Origin of the sequence: Streptomyces sp. NPDC048185 (assembly GCF_043202495.1) — a bacterium.
Taxonomy (GTDB): Bacteria; Actinomycetota; Actinomycetes; order Streptomycetales; family Streptomycetaceae; genus Streptomyces.
Window position 1 is genome coordinate 730,590 of sequence record NZ_JBIDAN010000002.1, and the last position, 15,275, is coordinate 745,864.

General features: G+C 72.5%; 13 protein-coding genes. 9 read left to right on the forward strand and 4 right to left on the reverse strand.

The genetic code is table 11. The features are described 5' to 3' along the window. Window positions 1-3: 3 nt before the first annotated feature. Genes tal through gnd form a run of 5 tightly spaced genes read left to right on the forward strand, consistent with a single transcriptional unit; the run spans window position 4 to window position 6,408 of the window. The gene (gene tal, locus ACGF3H_RS09295; protein WP_362488276.1) at window positions 4-1,173 is read left to right on the forward strand and encodes a transaldolase; all 1,170 of its coding nucleotides are present in this window, start codon (window positions 4-6) and stop codon (window positions 1,171-1,173) included. Beyond that, a complete protein-coding gene (zwf, locus tag ACGF3H_RS09300; RefSeq protein WP_362488274.1) occupies window positions 1,170-2,948 on the forward strand; it encodes a glucose-6-phosphate dehydrogenase in 1,779 nt (592 codons plus the stop codon). The genes tal and zwf overlap by 4 nt, the downstream gene beginning before the upstream one ends. After that, window positions 2,945-3,880 (forward strand): glucose-6-phosphate dehydrogenase assembly protein OpcA, encoded by a 936-nt coding sequence (gene opcA, locus ACGF3H_RS09305; protein ID WP_362488272.1) that lies wholly within the window; start codon window positions 2,945-2,947, stop codon window positions 3,878-3,880. The genes zwf and opcA overlap by 4 nt, the downstream gene beginning before the upstream one ends. Beyond that, window positions 3,873-5,525 (forward strand): glucose-6-phosphate isomerase, encoded by a 1,653-nt coding sequence (pgi, locus tag ACGF3H_RS09310; protein WP_362488270.1) that lies wholly within the window; start codon window positions 3,873-3,875, stop codon window positions 5,523-5,525. Before opcA ends, pgi begins: the two co-directional genes overlap by 8 nt. 1 nt (window position 5,526) lies before the next feature. Then, window positions 5,527-6,408: a phosphogluconate dehydrogenase (NAD(+)-dependent, decarboxylating) gene (gene gnd, locus ACGF3H_RS09315; RefSeq protein ID WP_362488268.1), complete on the forward strand. Its 882-nt coding sequence runs from the start codon at window positions 5,527-5,529 to the stop codon at window positions 6,406-6,408. Between the two features lie 55 nt (window positions 6,409-6,463). Here the strand turns inward: gnd and ACGF3H_RS09320 are convergent, their stop codons facing one another. After that, window positions 6,464-8,260 carry a TIM barrel protein gene (locus tag ACGF3H_RS09320; RefSeq protein ID WP_362488266.1) on the reverse strand — a complete coding sequence of 599 codons (1,797 nt, stop codon included), beginning with the start codon at window positions 8,258-8,260 and terminating at the stop codon, window positions 6,464-6,466. Between the two features lie 15 nt (window positions 8,261-8,275). Further along, a complete protein-coding gene (locus tag ACGF3H_RS09325; RefSeq protein WP_362488440.1) occupies window positions 8,276-9,154 on the reverse strand; it encodes a shikimate dehydrogenase in 879 nt (292 codons plus the stop codon). Window positions 9,155-9,308: 154 nt separating this feature from the next. Between ACGF3H_RS09325 and ACGF3H_RS09330 the strand changes: the two genes are divergently transcribed. Together ACGF3H_RS09330 and ACGF3H_RS09335 are read left to right on the forward strand one after the other, a co-directional pair. Continuing rightward, on the forward strand, window positions 9,309-9,974 hold the full coding sequence (locus ACGF3H_RS09330; RefSeq protein WP_362488264.1) for a TetR/AcrR family transcriptional regulator: 666 nt from the start codon (window positions 9,309-9,311) through the stop codon (window positions 9,972-9,974). Window positions 9,975-10,145: 171 nt separating this feature from the next. Further along, window positions 10,146-11,510: an MFS transporter gene (locus tag ACGF3H_RS09335; RefSeq protein WP_362488262.1), complete on the forward strand. Its 1,365-nt coding sequence runs from the start codon at window positions 10,146-10,148 to the stop codon at window positions 11,508-11,510. 50 nt (window positions 11,511-11,560) lie between these two features. Here the strand turns inward: ACGF3H_RS09335 and ACGF3H_RS09340 are convergent, their stop codons facing one another. Further along, window positions 11,561-12,154: a TetR/AcrR family transcriptional regulator gene (locus ACGF3H_RS09340; protein ID WP_362488260.1), complete on the reverse strand. Its 594-nt coding sequence runs from the start codon at window positions 12,152-12,154 to the stop codon at window positions 11,561-11,563. Between the two features lie 146 nt (window positions 12,155-12,300). Between ACGF3H_RS09340 and ACGF3H_RS09345 the strand changes: the two genes are divergently transcribed. Beyond that, window positions 12,301-13,185 carry an NAD(P)-dependent oxidoreductase gene (locus ACGF3H_RS09345; protein ID WP_362488258.1) on the forward strand — a complete coding sequence of 295 codons (885 nt, stop codon included), beginning with the start codon at window positions 12,301-12,303 and terminating at the stop codon, window positions 13,183-13,185. Between the two features lie 67 nt (window positions 13,186-13,252). Then, complete coding sequence (locus tag ACGF3H_RS09350) at window positions 13,253-14,482, forward strand: serine hydrolase domain-containing protein (protein ID WP_362488256.1); 1,230 nt, start codon at window positions 13,253-13,255, stop codon at window positions 14,480-14,482. Between the two features lie 102 nt (window positions 14,483-14,584). Here ACGF3H_RS09350 and ribA read toward each other — a convergent pair whose 3' ends face one another. Then, window positions 14,585-15,247: a GTP cyclohydrolase II gene (gene ribA / locus ACGF3H_RS09355; RefSeq protein ID WP_362488254.1), complete on the reverse strand. Its 663-nt coding sequence runs from the start codon at window positions 15,245-15,247 to the stop codon at window positions 14,585-14,587. Between the last annotated feature and the right edge of the window lie 28 nt (window positions 15,248-15,275).

Below are 15,275 nucleotides of genomic sequence, written 5' to 3' on the forward strand. Positions count from 1 at the left end.
AAGATGATCACTGTGACCGAAGCAACCGCGACCGCGGGAGCACTGCGACGCCTGTCCGAGGCGGGCGTCTCCATCTGGCTGGACGACCTGTCGCGGCGGCGGATCGAGTCCGGCAACCTCACCGAGCTGGTCGACACGAAGGACGTCGTCGGCGTCACCACCAACCCGTCGATCTTCCAGGCCGCCATCGGCTCCGGAGAGGGCTACGAGGAGCAGCTCGCCGACCTGGCGACCCGGGGCGTCACCGTCGACGAGGCCGTCCGCATGATGACCACGGCCGACGTCCGCGCCGCCGCCGACGTGCTGCGCCCGGTGTACGACGCCACCGGCGGCCGGGACGGCCGGGTCTCCATCGAGGTCGACCCGCGCCTGGCCCACGCCACGACGGCCACGGTCGCCGAGGCCCGGCAGCTGGCCTGGCTGGTCGACCGCCCCAACGTGATGATCAAGATTCCGGCGACGAAGGCCGGTCTCCCGGCGATCACCGAGGTCGTCGGCGCGGGCATCAGCGTCAACGTCACCCTGATCTTCTCGCTGGAGCGCTACCGCGAGGTCATGGACGCCTACCTCGCCGGTCTGGAGAAGGCGCGGGCGGCCGGGACCGACCTGTCGGGCATCCACTCGGTGGCGTCCTTCTTCGTCTCCCGCGTCGACAGCGAGATCGACAAGCGGCTGACCCTGCTGGGCACGGACGAGGCCCTCGCCCTGAAGGGCAGGGCGGCGCTGGCCAACGCGCGACTGGCCTACGAGGCGTACGAGCAGGTGTTCGGCTCCGCCGGCGGTTCGACGCGGCCGGGCGAGCGTTTCGCCGCCCTCGTCGGGGCCGGGGCCAACGCCCAGCGCCCCCTGTGGGCGTCCACCGGGGTGAAGGACCCCGCATATCGGGACACCCTGTACGTGGAGGAGCTGGTCGCTCCCGGCACCGTGAACACGATGCCGGAGGCCACCCTGGACGCCGCCGCCGATCACGGTGACGTCCGGGGCGACACGGTCACCGGTGGTTACGCCCAGGCCCGGGCCGACCTCGCGGCCGTGGAGCGGCTCGGCATCCCGTACGACGAGGTGGTGGAGCAGCTGGAGCAGGAGGGCGTCGCCAAGTTCGAGGCCGCCTGGCAGGACCTGCTCGACGCCGTGACGAAGTCCCTCAACAGCAAGGGAGTTGACGGGGAATGAGCGAGGAGCTTCCCGCTACGACGGTCCACGAGACCAAGGCGACGAAGGAAGCCAAGGAGGCGAAGGCGTCCCAGGAGGCCGCCGGAGCGCTGACGGGCGAGGAGACCGACGGGCCGCCGGCCGCGAAGGCCCCCGGGGGCGCCCGGGCGGGCAGGTCCGCACGGTCCGCCAAGAAGTCCGGGGCGGCCGGTGCCGCCCGGAAGGCGGAGAGCGCGACGAGCGGTGACGGCACCGTCGAGCCCGTGGCACCGCTCGACTGGAGCAACCCCCTGCGCGATCCGCAGGACCGCCGCCTCCCGCGCATCGCCGGCCCCTCCGGCCTGGTCATCTTCGGCGTCACCGGCGACCTGTCCCGCAAGAAGCTGATGCCGGCCGTGTACGACCTCGCCAACCGGGGACTGCTGCCGCCGGGCTTCTCGCTGGTCGGCTTCGCCCGCCGGGACTGGGAGAACCAGGACTTCGCCGAGGTCGTGCACGACGCCGTCAAGGAGCACGCGCGCACGCCGTTCCGCGAGGAGGTCTGGCAGCAGCTCGCCGAGGGCATGCGCTTCATCCCGGGCGACTTCGACGACGACGAGGCGTTCGAACAGCTGCGCAAGGCCGTCGAGGAACTGGACGCCTCCCGCGGCACCAGCGGCAACTACGCCTTCTACCTCTCGGTCCCGCCGAAGTTCTTCCCAAAGGTCGTCCAGCAGCTCAAGAAGCACGGGCTGGCCGACGCCCCGGAGGGCTCCTGGCGCCGCGCGGTCATCGAGAAGCCGTTCGGGCACGACCTGGACAGCGCCTGCGACCTGAACGCGCTCGTGCACGACGTCTTCGACCCGGAGCAGGTCTTCCGCATCGACCACTACCTGGGCAAGGAGACCGTCCAGAACATCCTGGCGCTGCGCTTCGCCAACCAGATGTACGAGCCGATCTGGAACCGGTCCTACGTGGACCACGTGCAGATCACCATGGCCGAGGACATCGGCATCGGCGGCCGGGCCGGCTACTACGACGGCATCGGCGCCGCCCGTGACGTCATCCAGAACCACCTGCTCCAGCTGCTCGCGCTCACCGCGATGGAGGAGCCCGCCTCCTTCGACGCGGCGTCGCTGCTCACCGAGAAGCTGAAGGTGCTGAAGGCGGTGCGGCTGCCGGACGACCTCGGGAAGCACACCGTGCGCGGGCAGTACGCGGGCGGCTGGCAGGGCGGCGCACAGGTCCCCGGGTACCTGGAGGAGGAGGGCATCGACCCGGCCTCCACCACGGACACCTACGCCGCGGTCAGGCTGGCGATCGACAACCGCCGCTGGGCGGGCGTCCCGTTCTACCTGCGCACCGGCAAGCGGCTGGGCCGCCGGGTCACGGAGATCGCGGTGGTCTTCCAGCGGGCGCCGCACTCCCCCTTCGACTCCACCGCGACGGAGGAGCTGGGCGAGAACGCGATCGTCATCCGCGTCCAGCCCGACGAGGGCATGACGGTGCGCTTCGGCTCCAAGGTGCCGGGCACGTCGATGGAGATCCGGGACGTGTCCATGGACTTCGCGTACGGCGAGTCCTTCACGGAGTCGAGCCCGGAGGCGTACGAACGGCTGATCCTGGACGTCCTTCTGGGCGACGCCAACCTGTTCCCCCGTCACCAGGAGGTGGAAGAGTCCTGGCGGATCCTCGATCCGATCGAGGAGTACTGGGCCACGCACGGCAGGCCCGCACAGTACGCCTCGGGTGGCTGGGGCCCCCGGGAAGCCGACGAGATGCTCGCACGAGACGGACGGAGCTGGCGCAGGCCATGAGGATCGACCTGACCGACACCACGGCAAGCAAGATCAACAAGGCGTTGGTGCAGGGCCGCCGCGCCATCGGCACCCCGGCCGTGGGCATGGTCCTGACGATGGTCATCGTCACGGACGAGGAGAACGCCTACGACTCGATGAAGGCCGCCGAGGAGGCCTCGCACGAGCACCCCTCGCGCACCCTGGTCGTCATCAAGCGGCACGCCCGCAACCTGCGCGACCGCACCCGCTCGCACCTCGACGCCGAGGTCCGGGTGGGCTCGGAGGCCGGCACCGGCGAGACCGTCGTGCTGCGCATGTACGGCGAGGTGTCCGAGCACGCCGACTCGGTGGTGCTGCCGCTGCTGCTGCCGGACGCCCCGGTCGTCGTGTGGTGGCCGGTGGAGGCGCCGGACAACCCCGCGAAGGACCCGCTGGGCGCGCTGGCCCAGCGCCGCATCACCGACCTGTACGCGGTCGAGCGGCCGATGGAGGTCCTGGAGAAGCGGGTCCGCTCCTACGCGCCCGGCGACACCGACCTGGCCTGGACCCGGCTGACGCTGTGGCGCTCCATGCTGGCCGCGGCGCTGGACCAGGCCCGGGTGCCGGTGACCTCGGCGACCGTGGAGGCCGAGGCGGACAACCCGGCCGCCGAGCTGCTGGCCCGCTGGCTGGAGGCCCGGCTGGACGTCCGGGTCGACCGGGTGGTCACCGACGGCCCGGTCGTCACCGCCGTCCGCTTGGGCACCGCGAACGGGGAGATCGTCATCGACCGTCCCGAGGGCCCGCTCGCCACACTCACCCTGCCGGACCAGCCCCCGCGCTCGCTCGCGCTGAAGGTCCGCCCCACCTCCGAACTCATCGCCGAGGAGCTCAGGCGCCTCGACGCGGACGAGATGTACGCCATCGCCCTGCGCGGCGAGGCCGACAAGGAGACGCCCGTCCATGTCTGACACCCCCGAGCTCACCGCCCGCCCCGAGTGGACGGCGCTGAAGGACCACCGTGCGGACGCCCTCGCGCGTCCGGATCTGCGCGAGCTGTTCGACCGGGACCCGGGCCGGGCCGAGCGGTACGTCGTGCGCGTCGGCGACCTGCGCATCGACTACTCCAAGCACCTGGTCACCGACGAGACGCTGTCGCTCCTGCGGGAACTGGCCGCCGCCACGGACGTGTTCGGGCTGCGCGACGCCATGTTCCGCGGCGAGCGGATCAACATCACCGAGGACCGCGCCGTGCTGCACACCGCGCTGCGCGCCCCGCGGGACGCGGTGATCGAGGTCGACGGCGAGAACGTCGTCCCCAAGGTCCACGCCGTCCTGGACAAGATGGCCGACTTCGCGGACCGGGTCCGTTCCGGCGAATGGACCGGCCACACCGGCAAGCGCATCCGCAACGTGGTCAACATCGGCATCGGCGGCTCCGACCTCGGTCCGGCGATGGCGTACGAGGCGCTGCGGGCCTTCACCGACCGCTCGCTGACCTTCCGGTTCGTGTCCAACGTGGACGGCGCCGACCTGCACGAGGCGGTGCGGGACCTGGACCCGGCGGAGACCCTCTTCATCGTGGCGTCCAAGACGTTCACCACGATCGAGACCATCACGAACGCCACCTCGGCCCGTTCCTGGCTGCTGGCCGGGCTCGGGGGCGAGGAGAAGGCGGTCGCGAAGCACTTCGTGGCGCTGTCGACGAACGCCGAGAAGGTCGCCGGCTTCGGCATCGACACGGCCAACATGTTCGAGTTCTGGGACTGGGTCGGCGGTCGCTACTCGTACGACTCGGCGATCGGTCTCTCCCTGATGATCGCCATCGGCCCGGACCGCTTCCGGGAGATGCTCGACGGCTTCCGCATCGTCGACGAGCACTTCCGCAACGCCGAGGCGGAGGACAACGCCCCGCTGATCCTCGGGCTGCTGGGCATCTGGTACGGCAACTTCTTCGACGCCCAGTCGCACGCGGTCCTGCCCTACAGCCACTACCTGTCGAAGTTCACCGCCTACCTCCAGCAGCTCGACATGGAGTCCAACGGCAAGTCGACGGACCGCGAGGGCCGCCCGGTGGACTGGCAGACCGGCCCCGTGGTGTGGGGCACGCCCGGGACCAACGGGCAGCACGCCTACTACCAGCTGATCCACCAGGGCACCAAGCTGATCCCGGCGGACTTCATCGGCTTCGCCCGGCCGGTGGCCGAGCTGAGCGACGAGCTCAAGGCCCAGCACGACCTGCTGATGGCCAACTTCTTCGCCCAGACCCAGGCGCTCGCCTTCGGCAAGACCGCCGACGAGGTGCGGGGCGAGGGCGTGCCCGAGGAGCAGGTGCCGCACCGCACCTTCCACGGCAATCACCCCACCACGACCGTCCTGGCCGGCGAGCTGACCCCGTCGGTGCTCGGCCAGCTGATCGCGCTGTACGAGCACAAGGTGTTCGTGCAGGGCGCGGTGTGGCACATCGACTCCTTCGACCAGTGGGGCGTGGAGCTCGGCAAGGTCCTCGCCAAGCGCGTCGAACCCGCCCTGACCGAGGGCGCGGACGTGCCCGGTCTCGACCCGTCCACGGCCGCGCTGGTGGCCGCCTACCGTGAACTGAAGGAAGGGCACTGACATGCAGATCGGTCTCGTTGGTCTCGGCAAGATGGGCGGCAACATGCGCGAGCGCCTGCGCAACGCCGGCCACACCGTCGTCGGATACGACACCAATCCGGAGAAGGCCGACGTCGCCAGCCTGGTCGAGCTCGTCGAGCAGCTGGAGCGGCCGCGCGCGGTCTGGGTGATGGTCCCCGCCGGAGGCGCCACGCAAGCCGTCATCGACCAGCTGGCGACGCTGCTCAAGCCCGGCGACACCGTCATCGACGGCGGCAACTCCCGCTGGACGGACGACGAGAAGCACGCCGAGGAGCTGGGCAAGCGCGGCATCCACTTCGTCGACGCGGGCGTCTCGGGCGGTGTGTGGGGCCTGAAGAACGGCTACGCCCTGATGGTCGGCGGCGACAAGGAGTGCGTCGACGACCTGAAGCCGATCTTCGACGCGCTCAAGCCGGAGGGCCCGTACGGCTACGTCCACGCGGGCAAGGTCGGCGCCGGGCACTTCTCCAAGATGGTCCACAACGGCATCGAGTACGCCATGATGCAGGCCTACGCGGAGGGCTGGGAGCTGCTGGAGAAGGTCGACTCCGTGGACAACGTCCGCGAGGTCTTCCGTTCCTGGCAGGAGGGCACCGTCATCCGCTCCTGGCTCCTCGACCTGGCCGTCAACGCGCTCGACGAGGACCATCACCTGGAGAAGCTGCGCGGCTACGCCGAGGACTCCGGTGAGGGCCGCTGGACCGTCGAGGCGGCCATCGACAACGCGGTGCCGCTGCCGGCGATCACCGCCTCGCTGTTCGCGCGGTTCGCGTCCCGGCAGGACGACTCCCCGCAGATGAAGATGATCGCCGCGCTGCGCAATCAGTTCGGCGGGCACGCCGTGGAGTCGGCGAAGAAGTGACGCCCCGCGGCCACGCCCCCGTTCGGCCCTCCGGCCGGGCGGGGGCGTCGTCGTGTCAGCCGCCGGTGAAGCCCCGTACGGCGTGTTGCGCGGCCAGCCGGACCGGGGCGTTCGCCGCGCCGTAGCCGCGGTAGCCGCCGTCGCGCTGCACGAGTTCGAAGAAGACCCGGCCGACGGTGTGCGTGTAGCAGTGCCGGAAGGTGCCGTGCTCGTCGCGGTCGTAGAGGATGCCCAGCTCCCGGTACGTCTCCAGCTCGCCGTCCGCGAACTCGAAGCGGGCGGCGAGGTCGTCGTAGTAGTTGGCCGGGATCGGCAGCAGCGGACCGCCGGCGGCGCGGTAGCGGCGGGCGGCGGCGACCACGTCGTCGGTGGCCAGGGCGATGTGCTGGGCGTGAGCCGTGTCGTCGGCCGGCGCGGCGCCGACGGTCAGCACGATGCGCACGGCGCCGTCGCCGGTGGTGACGGCGCGGCTGCGCAGCAGGCCGTAGGGGTCGGCGACGTCCACGCTCTCCTGCGGGCGCAGCCCGAGGACGCTGCGGTGGAAGAGCGCCGCCTCGTCGAACTGGTGCCAGGGCTGGGCGAGGGAGAGGTGGTCGACGCGCCGCTCGGGGCCGGCCTCGGCGACGGCGCCCGTGTCCTCGAAGTCCGCCCGCCAGTCGGGCAGTCCGGGGCGTCCGGTGGCGCAGAAGAACAGCTCCGTGCCGTCGGGCGCGGCGACCGCCTCCAGCGGGGCGTCTCCCGGGGCGCGGCGGCGCGGCAGCACCGGGGCGAGCAGGGCCTCGGCCCGGCGGGCCGCCCCCGTGGGGTCGGGCGACTCGAGGCCGACGGCGGCGAGGCGGGTGCCGTCGCGGCGCTCGGCCGGTCCGGTGTTGACGAGGACGCGGGCGTCGCCCCACTGCCACAGGTCGACGGGTTTGCCTCGGTGGCGTCCGGTGCGGGTGAAGCCCAGCGCGTCGAGCACGGCCGAGACGGGGGCGGCGTCGGGGGTGACCAGTTCGGCGAAGGCGACGCCGCGGGGCACGACGGGGGCGGGCTGCGCCGTGAGGCCGGCCTGCTCCTGGAGCATGAGCAGGGAGCGCCGGCCGTCCACGGCGGTGGGGCCGGCCTCGGACTGCCGGAAGACGTCGTTGAAGACCTCCAGGGAGAGCGGGCCGTCGTAGCCGGTGCGCAGCACGTGCCCGAGCAGTCCGGCGACGTCGAAGCCGCCCTGGCCGGGGAAGCAGCGGTAGTGCCGGCTCCACTGGAGGACGTCCATCGCGAGCAGCGGGGCGTCGGCGAGCTGGAGGAAGAAGATCTTCTCGCCGGGGATGTCCTCGATGCCCTTGGGGTCGCTGCCGCGCGAGAGGATGTGGAAGCTGTCGAGGCAGGTGCCGAGCGCCGGATGCCCGGCGCTCTCCACGACGCGCCAGGCGTGGTCGTAGGTGCTGATGTGCAGGCCCCAGGCCAGCGCCTCGTAGGCGACGCGGACGCCGTGGTCGCGGGCCAGGTCCGCGAGGCGGCTGAGCTGTTCGGCGGCGAGGTCGTCGTCGTCCACGGCGTGCGGGGAGACGCTGGAGCAGACCAGGACGGTGTCCGCGCCGAGCCTGCCCATCAGCGCGAACTTGTGCCGGGCGCGGCGCAGTGCACGCGTGAAGGCGTCCTCGGGCAGTGCCTCGATGTCGCGCATCGGCTGGTAGAGGTCGACGGTGAGTCCGAGGTCGGCGCAGCGTGCGCGGATCTCCTCGGGGGTCAGGGGGCTGGCCAGCAGGTCGTTCTCGAAGATCTCCACGCCGTCGAAGCCGGCCCGGGAGGCGGCCGTGAGCTTCTCGGTGAGGGAACCGCTGAGGGAGACGGTGGCGATGGACGTCCGCACGTGACTGCCTCTTCTCTACCGCGGGGCGCCGAGGGCGCCCGCCAGGTCGGTGATGTCGGCGAGCATCCGCACGGCGTCGGGTTCCCGCCCGGTGAACAGCCGGAACGCGTCGACGGCCTGGAAGACGGCCATGCCGCCGCCGTCGAGCGTGGCGCAGCCCAGCGCCCGGGCGGTGCGCAGCAGCTCGGTCTCCAGGGGCCGGTAGACGACCTCGGCGACCCACAGCCCGGGGTGCAGCAGGCCGGCGGGCAGCGGCAGCCCGGGGTGGGCGGCCATGCCGGTGGGGGTGGCGTGCACGATGCCGTCGGCCCCGCCGAGCAGCTCGGGGAGCCGGTCCGGGCCGAAACCGGCGGCACGGCCGTCGCCGAAGTGCCGGTTCAGCGAGGCGGCGAGCGCGGCGGCCCGCTCCGGCACCGCGTCGACGACGGTGACCCGTCCGGCGCCCAGGGTGAGCGTGGCGTGGGCGACGGCGGCGCCCGCGCCTCCGGCGCCGAGCTGCACGACCCGCTCCAGCGGTGCGTCGGGCAGCCCGCGGGCGAAGGAGGCGGCGAAGCCGGTGACGTCGGTGTTGTGGCCGGTCGCCCGGCCGTCCTCGTCGAAGACGACGGTGTTGACCGCGCCCAGCGCCTCCGCCTGCGGGGCGAGGGCGTCCAGGTGGCCGATGACGAGCTGCTTGCACGGGTGGGTGATGTTCAGTCCGTCGAAGCCCAGGTCGCGGGCGGCGCGCAGCAGGTCGCCGACGGCCTCGGGCGGGACGCCGAGCACGTCGATGTCGATCAGCCGGTACACGTAGCGCAGACCCTGGCGGTCGGCCTCCTGCTCGTGCAGTGCCGGGCTGAGCGACGGGCCGATCCCCGAACCGATCAGTCCGACGAGAAACGAGTCCTTGGCCACCTGGACCTCCATCACGGATGACTAATGTACGAACCAGTACGTTAGTCATAGCAGCCGAGTGAGGGCCGGGGGAAGACCTGACCACTCCCGGCCCGGTGCGCGGACCGGGCTTCTACAATCACCGGACCGCCCCCGCCCCAGCCGAAGGAACCCGATGACCAGCGTCGACGAGCCGGCACGACCGAACGGGCGCATCCGCGACGCCGCCCGCACTCAGGCCGAGATCCTCGACGTGGCCACGCGCGAGTTCGCCCGGGCCGGCTACGACGGGGCCCGCGTCGACGAGATCGCCGCCCGCACCCGCACCACGAAGCGGATGATCTACTACTACTTCGGCGGCAAGGAGCAGCTGTTCACGGCCGTGCTGGAGCGGGCGTACGGCGTGATCCGGGAGGCCGAGCAGGAGCTCGACGTGGAGCACCTGGACCCGGTGGCCGCGATCCGGCGCCTCGCGGAGGTGACGTTCGACCACCACGAGCAGCACCCGGACTTCATCCGCCTGGTCGGCATCGAGAACATCCACGGCGCCGAGCACATCGCCGCGTCCGAGGCGCTGGGCCGGATGGGCTCGCCCGCGCTGGACGTGATCCGCCGGATCCTGGCGACCGGCCAGGAGTCGGGCCTGTTCACGGCGGACGTGGACGCGGTCGACCTGCACGCGATGATCAGCGCGTTCTGCTTCTTCCGCGTCTCCAACCGGGCCACCTTCGGCGCCCTGTTCGGCCGGGACCTGGTGGCCCCGGACCGGCGCGAGCACTACCGCGCCATGCTGGGCGACATGGTGATCGCCTACCTCACGGCGGAGCGCGCCGCGGACTGACCGCCGCGGCGGCCGCGCGGGCGCGACCCCTTGACACGCGGGAAACCTGCGCGCAACATCCGTAGCCAACCGCGACTAACTATCCAGTGGGTTAATTAGCCCACCGGCCGTCCTCGCCTCCGCTCACTCCGCTCACTCCGCCTACGGTGGAGTCCCCCGAAGGAGCACGCCGTGTCCGTCCCCGCACCCGCGTCCCACGACGCCGCCCCGCCCGGTCAGCCGAAGAAGGCGGCGCTGGCCGCCTGGATCGGCAGCGCCCTGGAGTACTACGACTTCTTCATCTACGGCAGCGCCGCGGCGCTGATCTTCCCCGAGGTCTTCTTCGACGAGTCGGACCCGGCCACCGCGACGCTGCTGTCGCTGGCCACGTTCGGCGTCGCCTACGCCGCCCGCCCGGTCGGCGCGTTCTTCCTCGGCCACATCGGCGACCGCCTCGGCCGCAAGAAGATCATGGTCTTCACGCTGGTCCTGATGGGCGTGTCCACGTTCCTCATCGGCTGTCTCCCCACCCGCGCCCAGGTCGGCACGCTCGCCCCGGTCCTGCTGGTGCTGTGCCGCGTCCTGCAGGGCATCTCCGCGGCCGGTGAGCAGGCCAGCGCCAACTCCATGACGCTGGAACACGCGCCGGCGCGCCGACGCGGCTTCTTCACCAGTTTCACCCTCAGCGGCACCCAGGGCGGGCAACTGCTCGCCACCCTGGTCTTCCTGCCCATCGCCGCCCTCCCCGAGGACCAGTTGCTGTCCTGGGGCTGGCGCGTGCCGTTCTGGCTGAGCGTCGTGGTCGCCGCCGTCGGCTACGTCATCCGGCGCAAGCTCGACGAGACGCCGGCCTTCGCCCGGCAGGCGGCCACGGAGGGCGTCGTGAAGATGCCGCTGGCCGTGCTGGCGCGCGACCACTGGGCGGACGTGCTGCGGGTGGTCGCGGGCGCGCTGATCGCCTCGGTCAGCACGATCTTCACGGTCTGGGCGCTGGCGTACGCCACCGGTGACGCGGTCGGCATGTCCCGTACCGCGATGCTCTGGGTGGGCGCCCTCGCGAACGTCGCCGCGCTCGCCGCGATCCCCCTGTGGGCGACGCTGTCCGACCGCATCGGCCGGCGCCCGGTGTACCTGATCGGCGCGGTGGGCAGCGCGGTGACGATGTTCCTGTACCTGTGGGCGGTCTCGTCCGGCTCCTACCCGCTGACCTTCCTGACGGGCATCGTGGCCTTCGGCGTCGTCTACAGCGCCGCGAACGGCGTCTGGCCGGCCTTCTACGGCGAGATGTTCTCCACCCGCGTCCGGCTGTCCGGGGTGGCGATCGGCACCCAGATCGGCTTCGCGGTGGCCGGTTTCGCGGTGACGTTCGCCGCGCGGATCGCGGGTCCGGACGGCGACGACTGGGTCGCGGTGGCCCTGTTCACGGCGGCCCTGTGCGTCCCGCCGGTGATCGCCGCGCTCTCGGCCCGCGAGACCCACGACGTCCCGACGGAGGACCTCGGCGAGCGCTCCCGCGACGAGGCGTCACAGCCGGAGGCGGAGACGGTGACGGCCTGACGTCACCGGCCGCGCGCGCCGCACCCGGCGGCACGTCGCCGCCCGTCGGTTCATCCCCCGGTGGCGGCGGCGTCCAGGAGCGGGCCGAGCTCCCGGGAGACCGCGGTCAAGGCCCGGACGTCCCGTTCGGCGCGGGCGATCAGGATCGCTCCCTCCAGCGCGCTGATCATCAGCGTGGCGAGCGGTGCGGACCGCGCCTCGGGGACGCCCATGCCGGTGAGCGCGTCGGCGACCGGGCGGGTCCAGGTGCCGAAGGCCTCGGCGGCCGCCTCGCGGGTGGCCTCGGAGGTCTCGGCGCAGTCGACCGTCGCGGCCGCCACGGGGCAGCCGGCGGCGAAGCCGGCCGTCCCGTACTCGTCGGTCCACTGGCGCACCATCGCGTCGAACAGCCCGCTCGGCGTCGGCCGCTCCGCCCCGGCCAGGAAGCGCGCGACACGCTGTGCCGCGTACCGGCCCGCCCACTGCAGGGCCTCCCCGACGAGCTGCTCCTTGCCGCCCGGGAAGTAGTGCTGGAGCGAACCCCGGGGCGCACCGGCGTGGGCGGCGACGTCCCGCATGCCGGTGGCTCCCACGCCGTCGCGCCGGATGAGCTGGGCGGCGCTGAACACCATGCGTTCGCGCGGCCCCCGCCCGGACTCCCCCATCACCGACCTCCCGCCGTGCCGCCCGTGCCCGGCCACTCTATGACGGCTGTCATAAACCCGGCTACTATGACGGCTGTCATAGGCGTGCGGCGCCCCTTCCCCGGCCGCCGGGAACGCCACCGCCCCCGGACGACGGACGGTGCACCATGCGCGTCGGCTTTCTCGGTCTCGGAGTGATGGGCCGGCCGATGGCCCTCCGGCTGGCCCGCGCCGGCACCCCCCTCGTGGTGGGCAACCGCACCGCCGCCCGCGCCGAACCGCTGCGCGCGGTCGGCGCCGAGGTGGCGTCCTGCCCCGCCGAGGTCTTCGACCGCGCGGAGACGGTGATCCTCATGCTGGCGGACGAGCGGGCGGTGGACGACGTCCTGGCCCGCGGCACGGAGGAGTTCCCCGCCCGCGTCGCCGGCCGCCTCGTCGTCCACATGGGCACCACCTCGCCCGCGTACTCGCAGGGCCTGGAGGCCGACATCCGCGCCGCGGGCGGACGCTACGTCGAGGCCCCCGTGTCCGGGTCCCGGGTCCCGGCGGAGAACGGCGAGCTGGTGGCGATGCTCGCCGGGGAGCCGGAGGCGGTGGCGACGGTGCGTCCGCTGCTCGCCCCGCTGTGCCGGGAGACGTTCCTCTGCGGACCGGCGCCGAACGCCCTGCTGATGAAGCTGTCGGTGAACCTGTTCCTGATCACCCAGGTCACGGGCCTCACCGAGGCCTTCCACTTCGCCGGACGCCAGGGCCTGGACGGACGGCTGTTCCTCGACGTCCTGGACGCGGGACCGATGGCCAGCGCGGTGTCCCGCATGAAGGCGCCCAAACTGCTGGAGGGCGACTTCGGGGTGCAGGCGGCGGCGCTGGACGTCCTGAAGAACAACCGCCTGATCGCCGAGGCCGCCCGTGCCACCGGCCTCGCCTCTCCCCTGCTCGACGCCTGCCACGCCCTGTTCGAGGAGACGGTGTCACTCGGACACGGCGGCGAGGACATGGTCGCGGTCCTGCGCGCGATCGAGGCGCGCACCGCCCACAACGCCCGGCCCTGACGTCTGGGACCGCGCCCCCGGGGTACCCCGCACCCACCTCGTCCGGCGAGCGAGGAGGGCGGCGGCGATGGGACCACTGCGGCAGGAGACCGACCCCGACGCGGCCGGGCTGGACCCGGAGTCGCTGGAACGGCTCGACCGGCACTTCGTCCGGCTCGTCGACGAGGGGCGGCTGCCCGGTTTCCTGGTGGCCCTCGCCCGCGGCGGTCGGGTCGCCCACCTGACCGTCCACGGCAGCCGGGACGTGGCGGCCGGGCTGCCGGTCACGCCCGGCACGCTGTGGCGGATCTACTCCATGACCAAGCCGGTCACCTCGGTGGCCGTGCTCATGCTGGTGGAGGAGGGCCGGCTGTCGCTGGACGACCCGGTGGACCGGTACCTCCCGGCCTTCGCCGAGCCGCGGGTCCACGTGGAAGGGGACGCGGACGACGTCGTCACCCGCCCGGCCGCCGGGCCCGTCCTCGTCCGGCACCTGATGACCCACACCGCCGGGCTGACGTTCGGCTTCTACCGGGCGCACCCCGTCGACGCGCTGTACCGGGCCGCCGGTCTGGAGTCGTCCCTGCGGCCCGGTGCCGGCCTGGCCGAGACGGTCGACCTGTACGCGAGTCTGCCGCTCCAGTTCGAGCCGGGCACGCGGTGGAACTACTCGGTGGCCAGCAACGTGCTGGGACGGCTGGTCGAGGTGGTGTCGGGGCAGGCGCTGGACACCTTCTTCGCCGAGCGGATCCTCGGCCCGCTCGGCATGACGGACACCGGGTTCGAGGTCTCCGACGAGCAGGCGGAGCGACTCGCCGAGCTGTACGGGGAGACGGACGACGGCGGCATCGAGCCGGTGCCCGGGCTGCCGCTGCGCGGCCGGCCCCGGTTCCTGTCGGGCAGCGGCGGGCTGGTGGCCTCCGCGTACGACGTGCACCGCTTCGCCGAACTGCTGCGCCGCCGGGGCGAACTGGACGGCGTCCGGCTGCTCGCCCCGGCGACCGTGGACCTGATGACCCGCAACCACCTGCCCGACGGCACCGACCTGCGCTCCTTCGGCAGCCACCCGGCGCACGACGACCCCGGCAACGACGGCGTCGGCTTCGGCCTGGGTGTCTCCGTGGTGACCGACCCGAGCCGTACGCAGGCGCCGTCCGGGCTCGGCACGTACGGCTGGAGCGGGGTGGCGACGACGACCTTCTGGGTCGACCCGGGCCGTGACCTGACGGTGCAGTTCATGACCCAGGTCCGGCCCAGGTCCGCGTCGACCGTCCACCGGGACCTCAAACAGCTGGTGCACGAGGCCGTGGCGGACTGAGCCGCCGTCGCCCAGGGGCTGTCGGGGGGGGGGGGGCGCGGGCCCCCCCCCCCCCGCCCCCCCCCCCCCCCCCCCCCCCCCCCCCCCCCCCCCGCCCCTGGCTCAGGACGACAGGTGCGCCACCGCGTCCAGGTGGGGCAGGTGGTGGTCCAGGCGCTCCCGCTTGGTGCGCAGGTAGGTGATGTTGCTCTCGCACGGCGGTATCAGCAGCGGCACCTGCTCGGCGACCTGGATGCCGTGCCGCACCAACGCCTCGCGTTTGCGCGGGTTGTTGGACATCAGCCGTACCGACCGCACGCCCAGGTCGTCGAGGATGCGGGCGGCGACGCCGTAGTCCCGGGCGTCCACCGGCAGGCCCAGCGCGAGGTTGGCCTCCACCGTGTCGAGTCCCTCCGCCTGCAACGCCATGGCACGCAGCTTGGCCAGCAGTCCGATGCCGCGTCCCTCGTGCCCGCGCAGGTAGACGACGACGCCGCTACCCTCGGCGGCCACGGCGCGCAGCGCGCAGGCCAGTTGGTCACCGCACTCGCAGTGCCGGGAGCCGAAGGCGTCTCCGGTGAGGCACTCCGAGTGCAGCCGGGTGAGGACGCGGTCGGCGCCGAGATCGCCGTACACCAGGGCCACCTGCTCGTCACCGCGCTCGTGGTCGAAGTAACCGACCGCCTGGAATTGCCCGTACACGGTGGGCAGCGGCACGTTGACCACGCGTTCCACATCCGTGCGTCGGGGTGACTTCTTGCCGAGTACGCCAATGTTTTCTGTCATGATTCTCGAGTTCCTCAGCCGGGGTTCT

What these genes read in the sequence shown, in the direction of transcription:
- gnd (WP_362488268.1), top strand. Translation starts at nt 5,527, where the DNA reads ATGCAGATCGGTCTCGTTGGTCTCGGCAAGATGGGCGGCAACATGCGC.
- zwf (WP_362488274.1), top strand. Translation starts at nt 1,170, where the DNA reads ATGAGCGAGGAGCTTCCCGCTACGACGGTCCACGAGACCAAGGCGACG.
- ACGF3H_RS09350 (WP_362488256.1), top strand. Translation starts at nt 13,253, where the DNA reads ATGGGACCACTGCGGCAGGAGACCGACCCCGACGCGGCCGGGCTGGAC.
- tal (WP_362488276.1), top strand. Translation starts at nt 4, where the DNA reads ATGATCACTGTGACCGAAGCAACCGCGACCGCGGGAGCACTGCGACGC.
- ribA (WP_362488254.1), bottom strand. Translation starts at nt 15,247, where the DNA reads ATGACAGAAAACATTGGCGTACTCGGCAAGAAGTCACCCCGACGCACG.
- opcA (WP_362488272.1), top strand. Translation starts at nt 2,945, where the DNA reads ATGAGGATCGACCTGACCGACACCACGGCAAGCAAGATCAACAAGGCG.
- pgi (WP_362488270.1), top strand. Translation starts at nt 3,873, where the DNA reads ATGTCTGACACCCCCGAGCTCACCGCCCGCCCCGAGTGGACGGCGCTG.
- ACGF3H_RS09340 (WP_362488260.1), bottom strand. Translation starts at nt 12,154, where the DNA reads ATGGGGGAGTCCGGGCGGGGGCCGCGCGAACGCATGGTGTTCAGCGCC.
- ACGF3H_RS09345 (WP_362488258.1), top strand. Translation starts at nt 12,301, where the DNA reads ATGCGCGTCGGCTTTCTCGGTCTCGGAGTGATGGGCCGGCCGATGGCC.
- ACGF3H_RS09330 (WP_362488264.1), top strand. Translation starts at nt 9,309, where the DNA reads ATGACCAGCGTCGACGAGCCGGCACGACCGAACGGGCGCATCCGCGAC.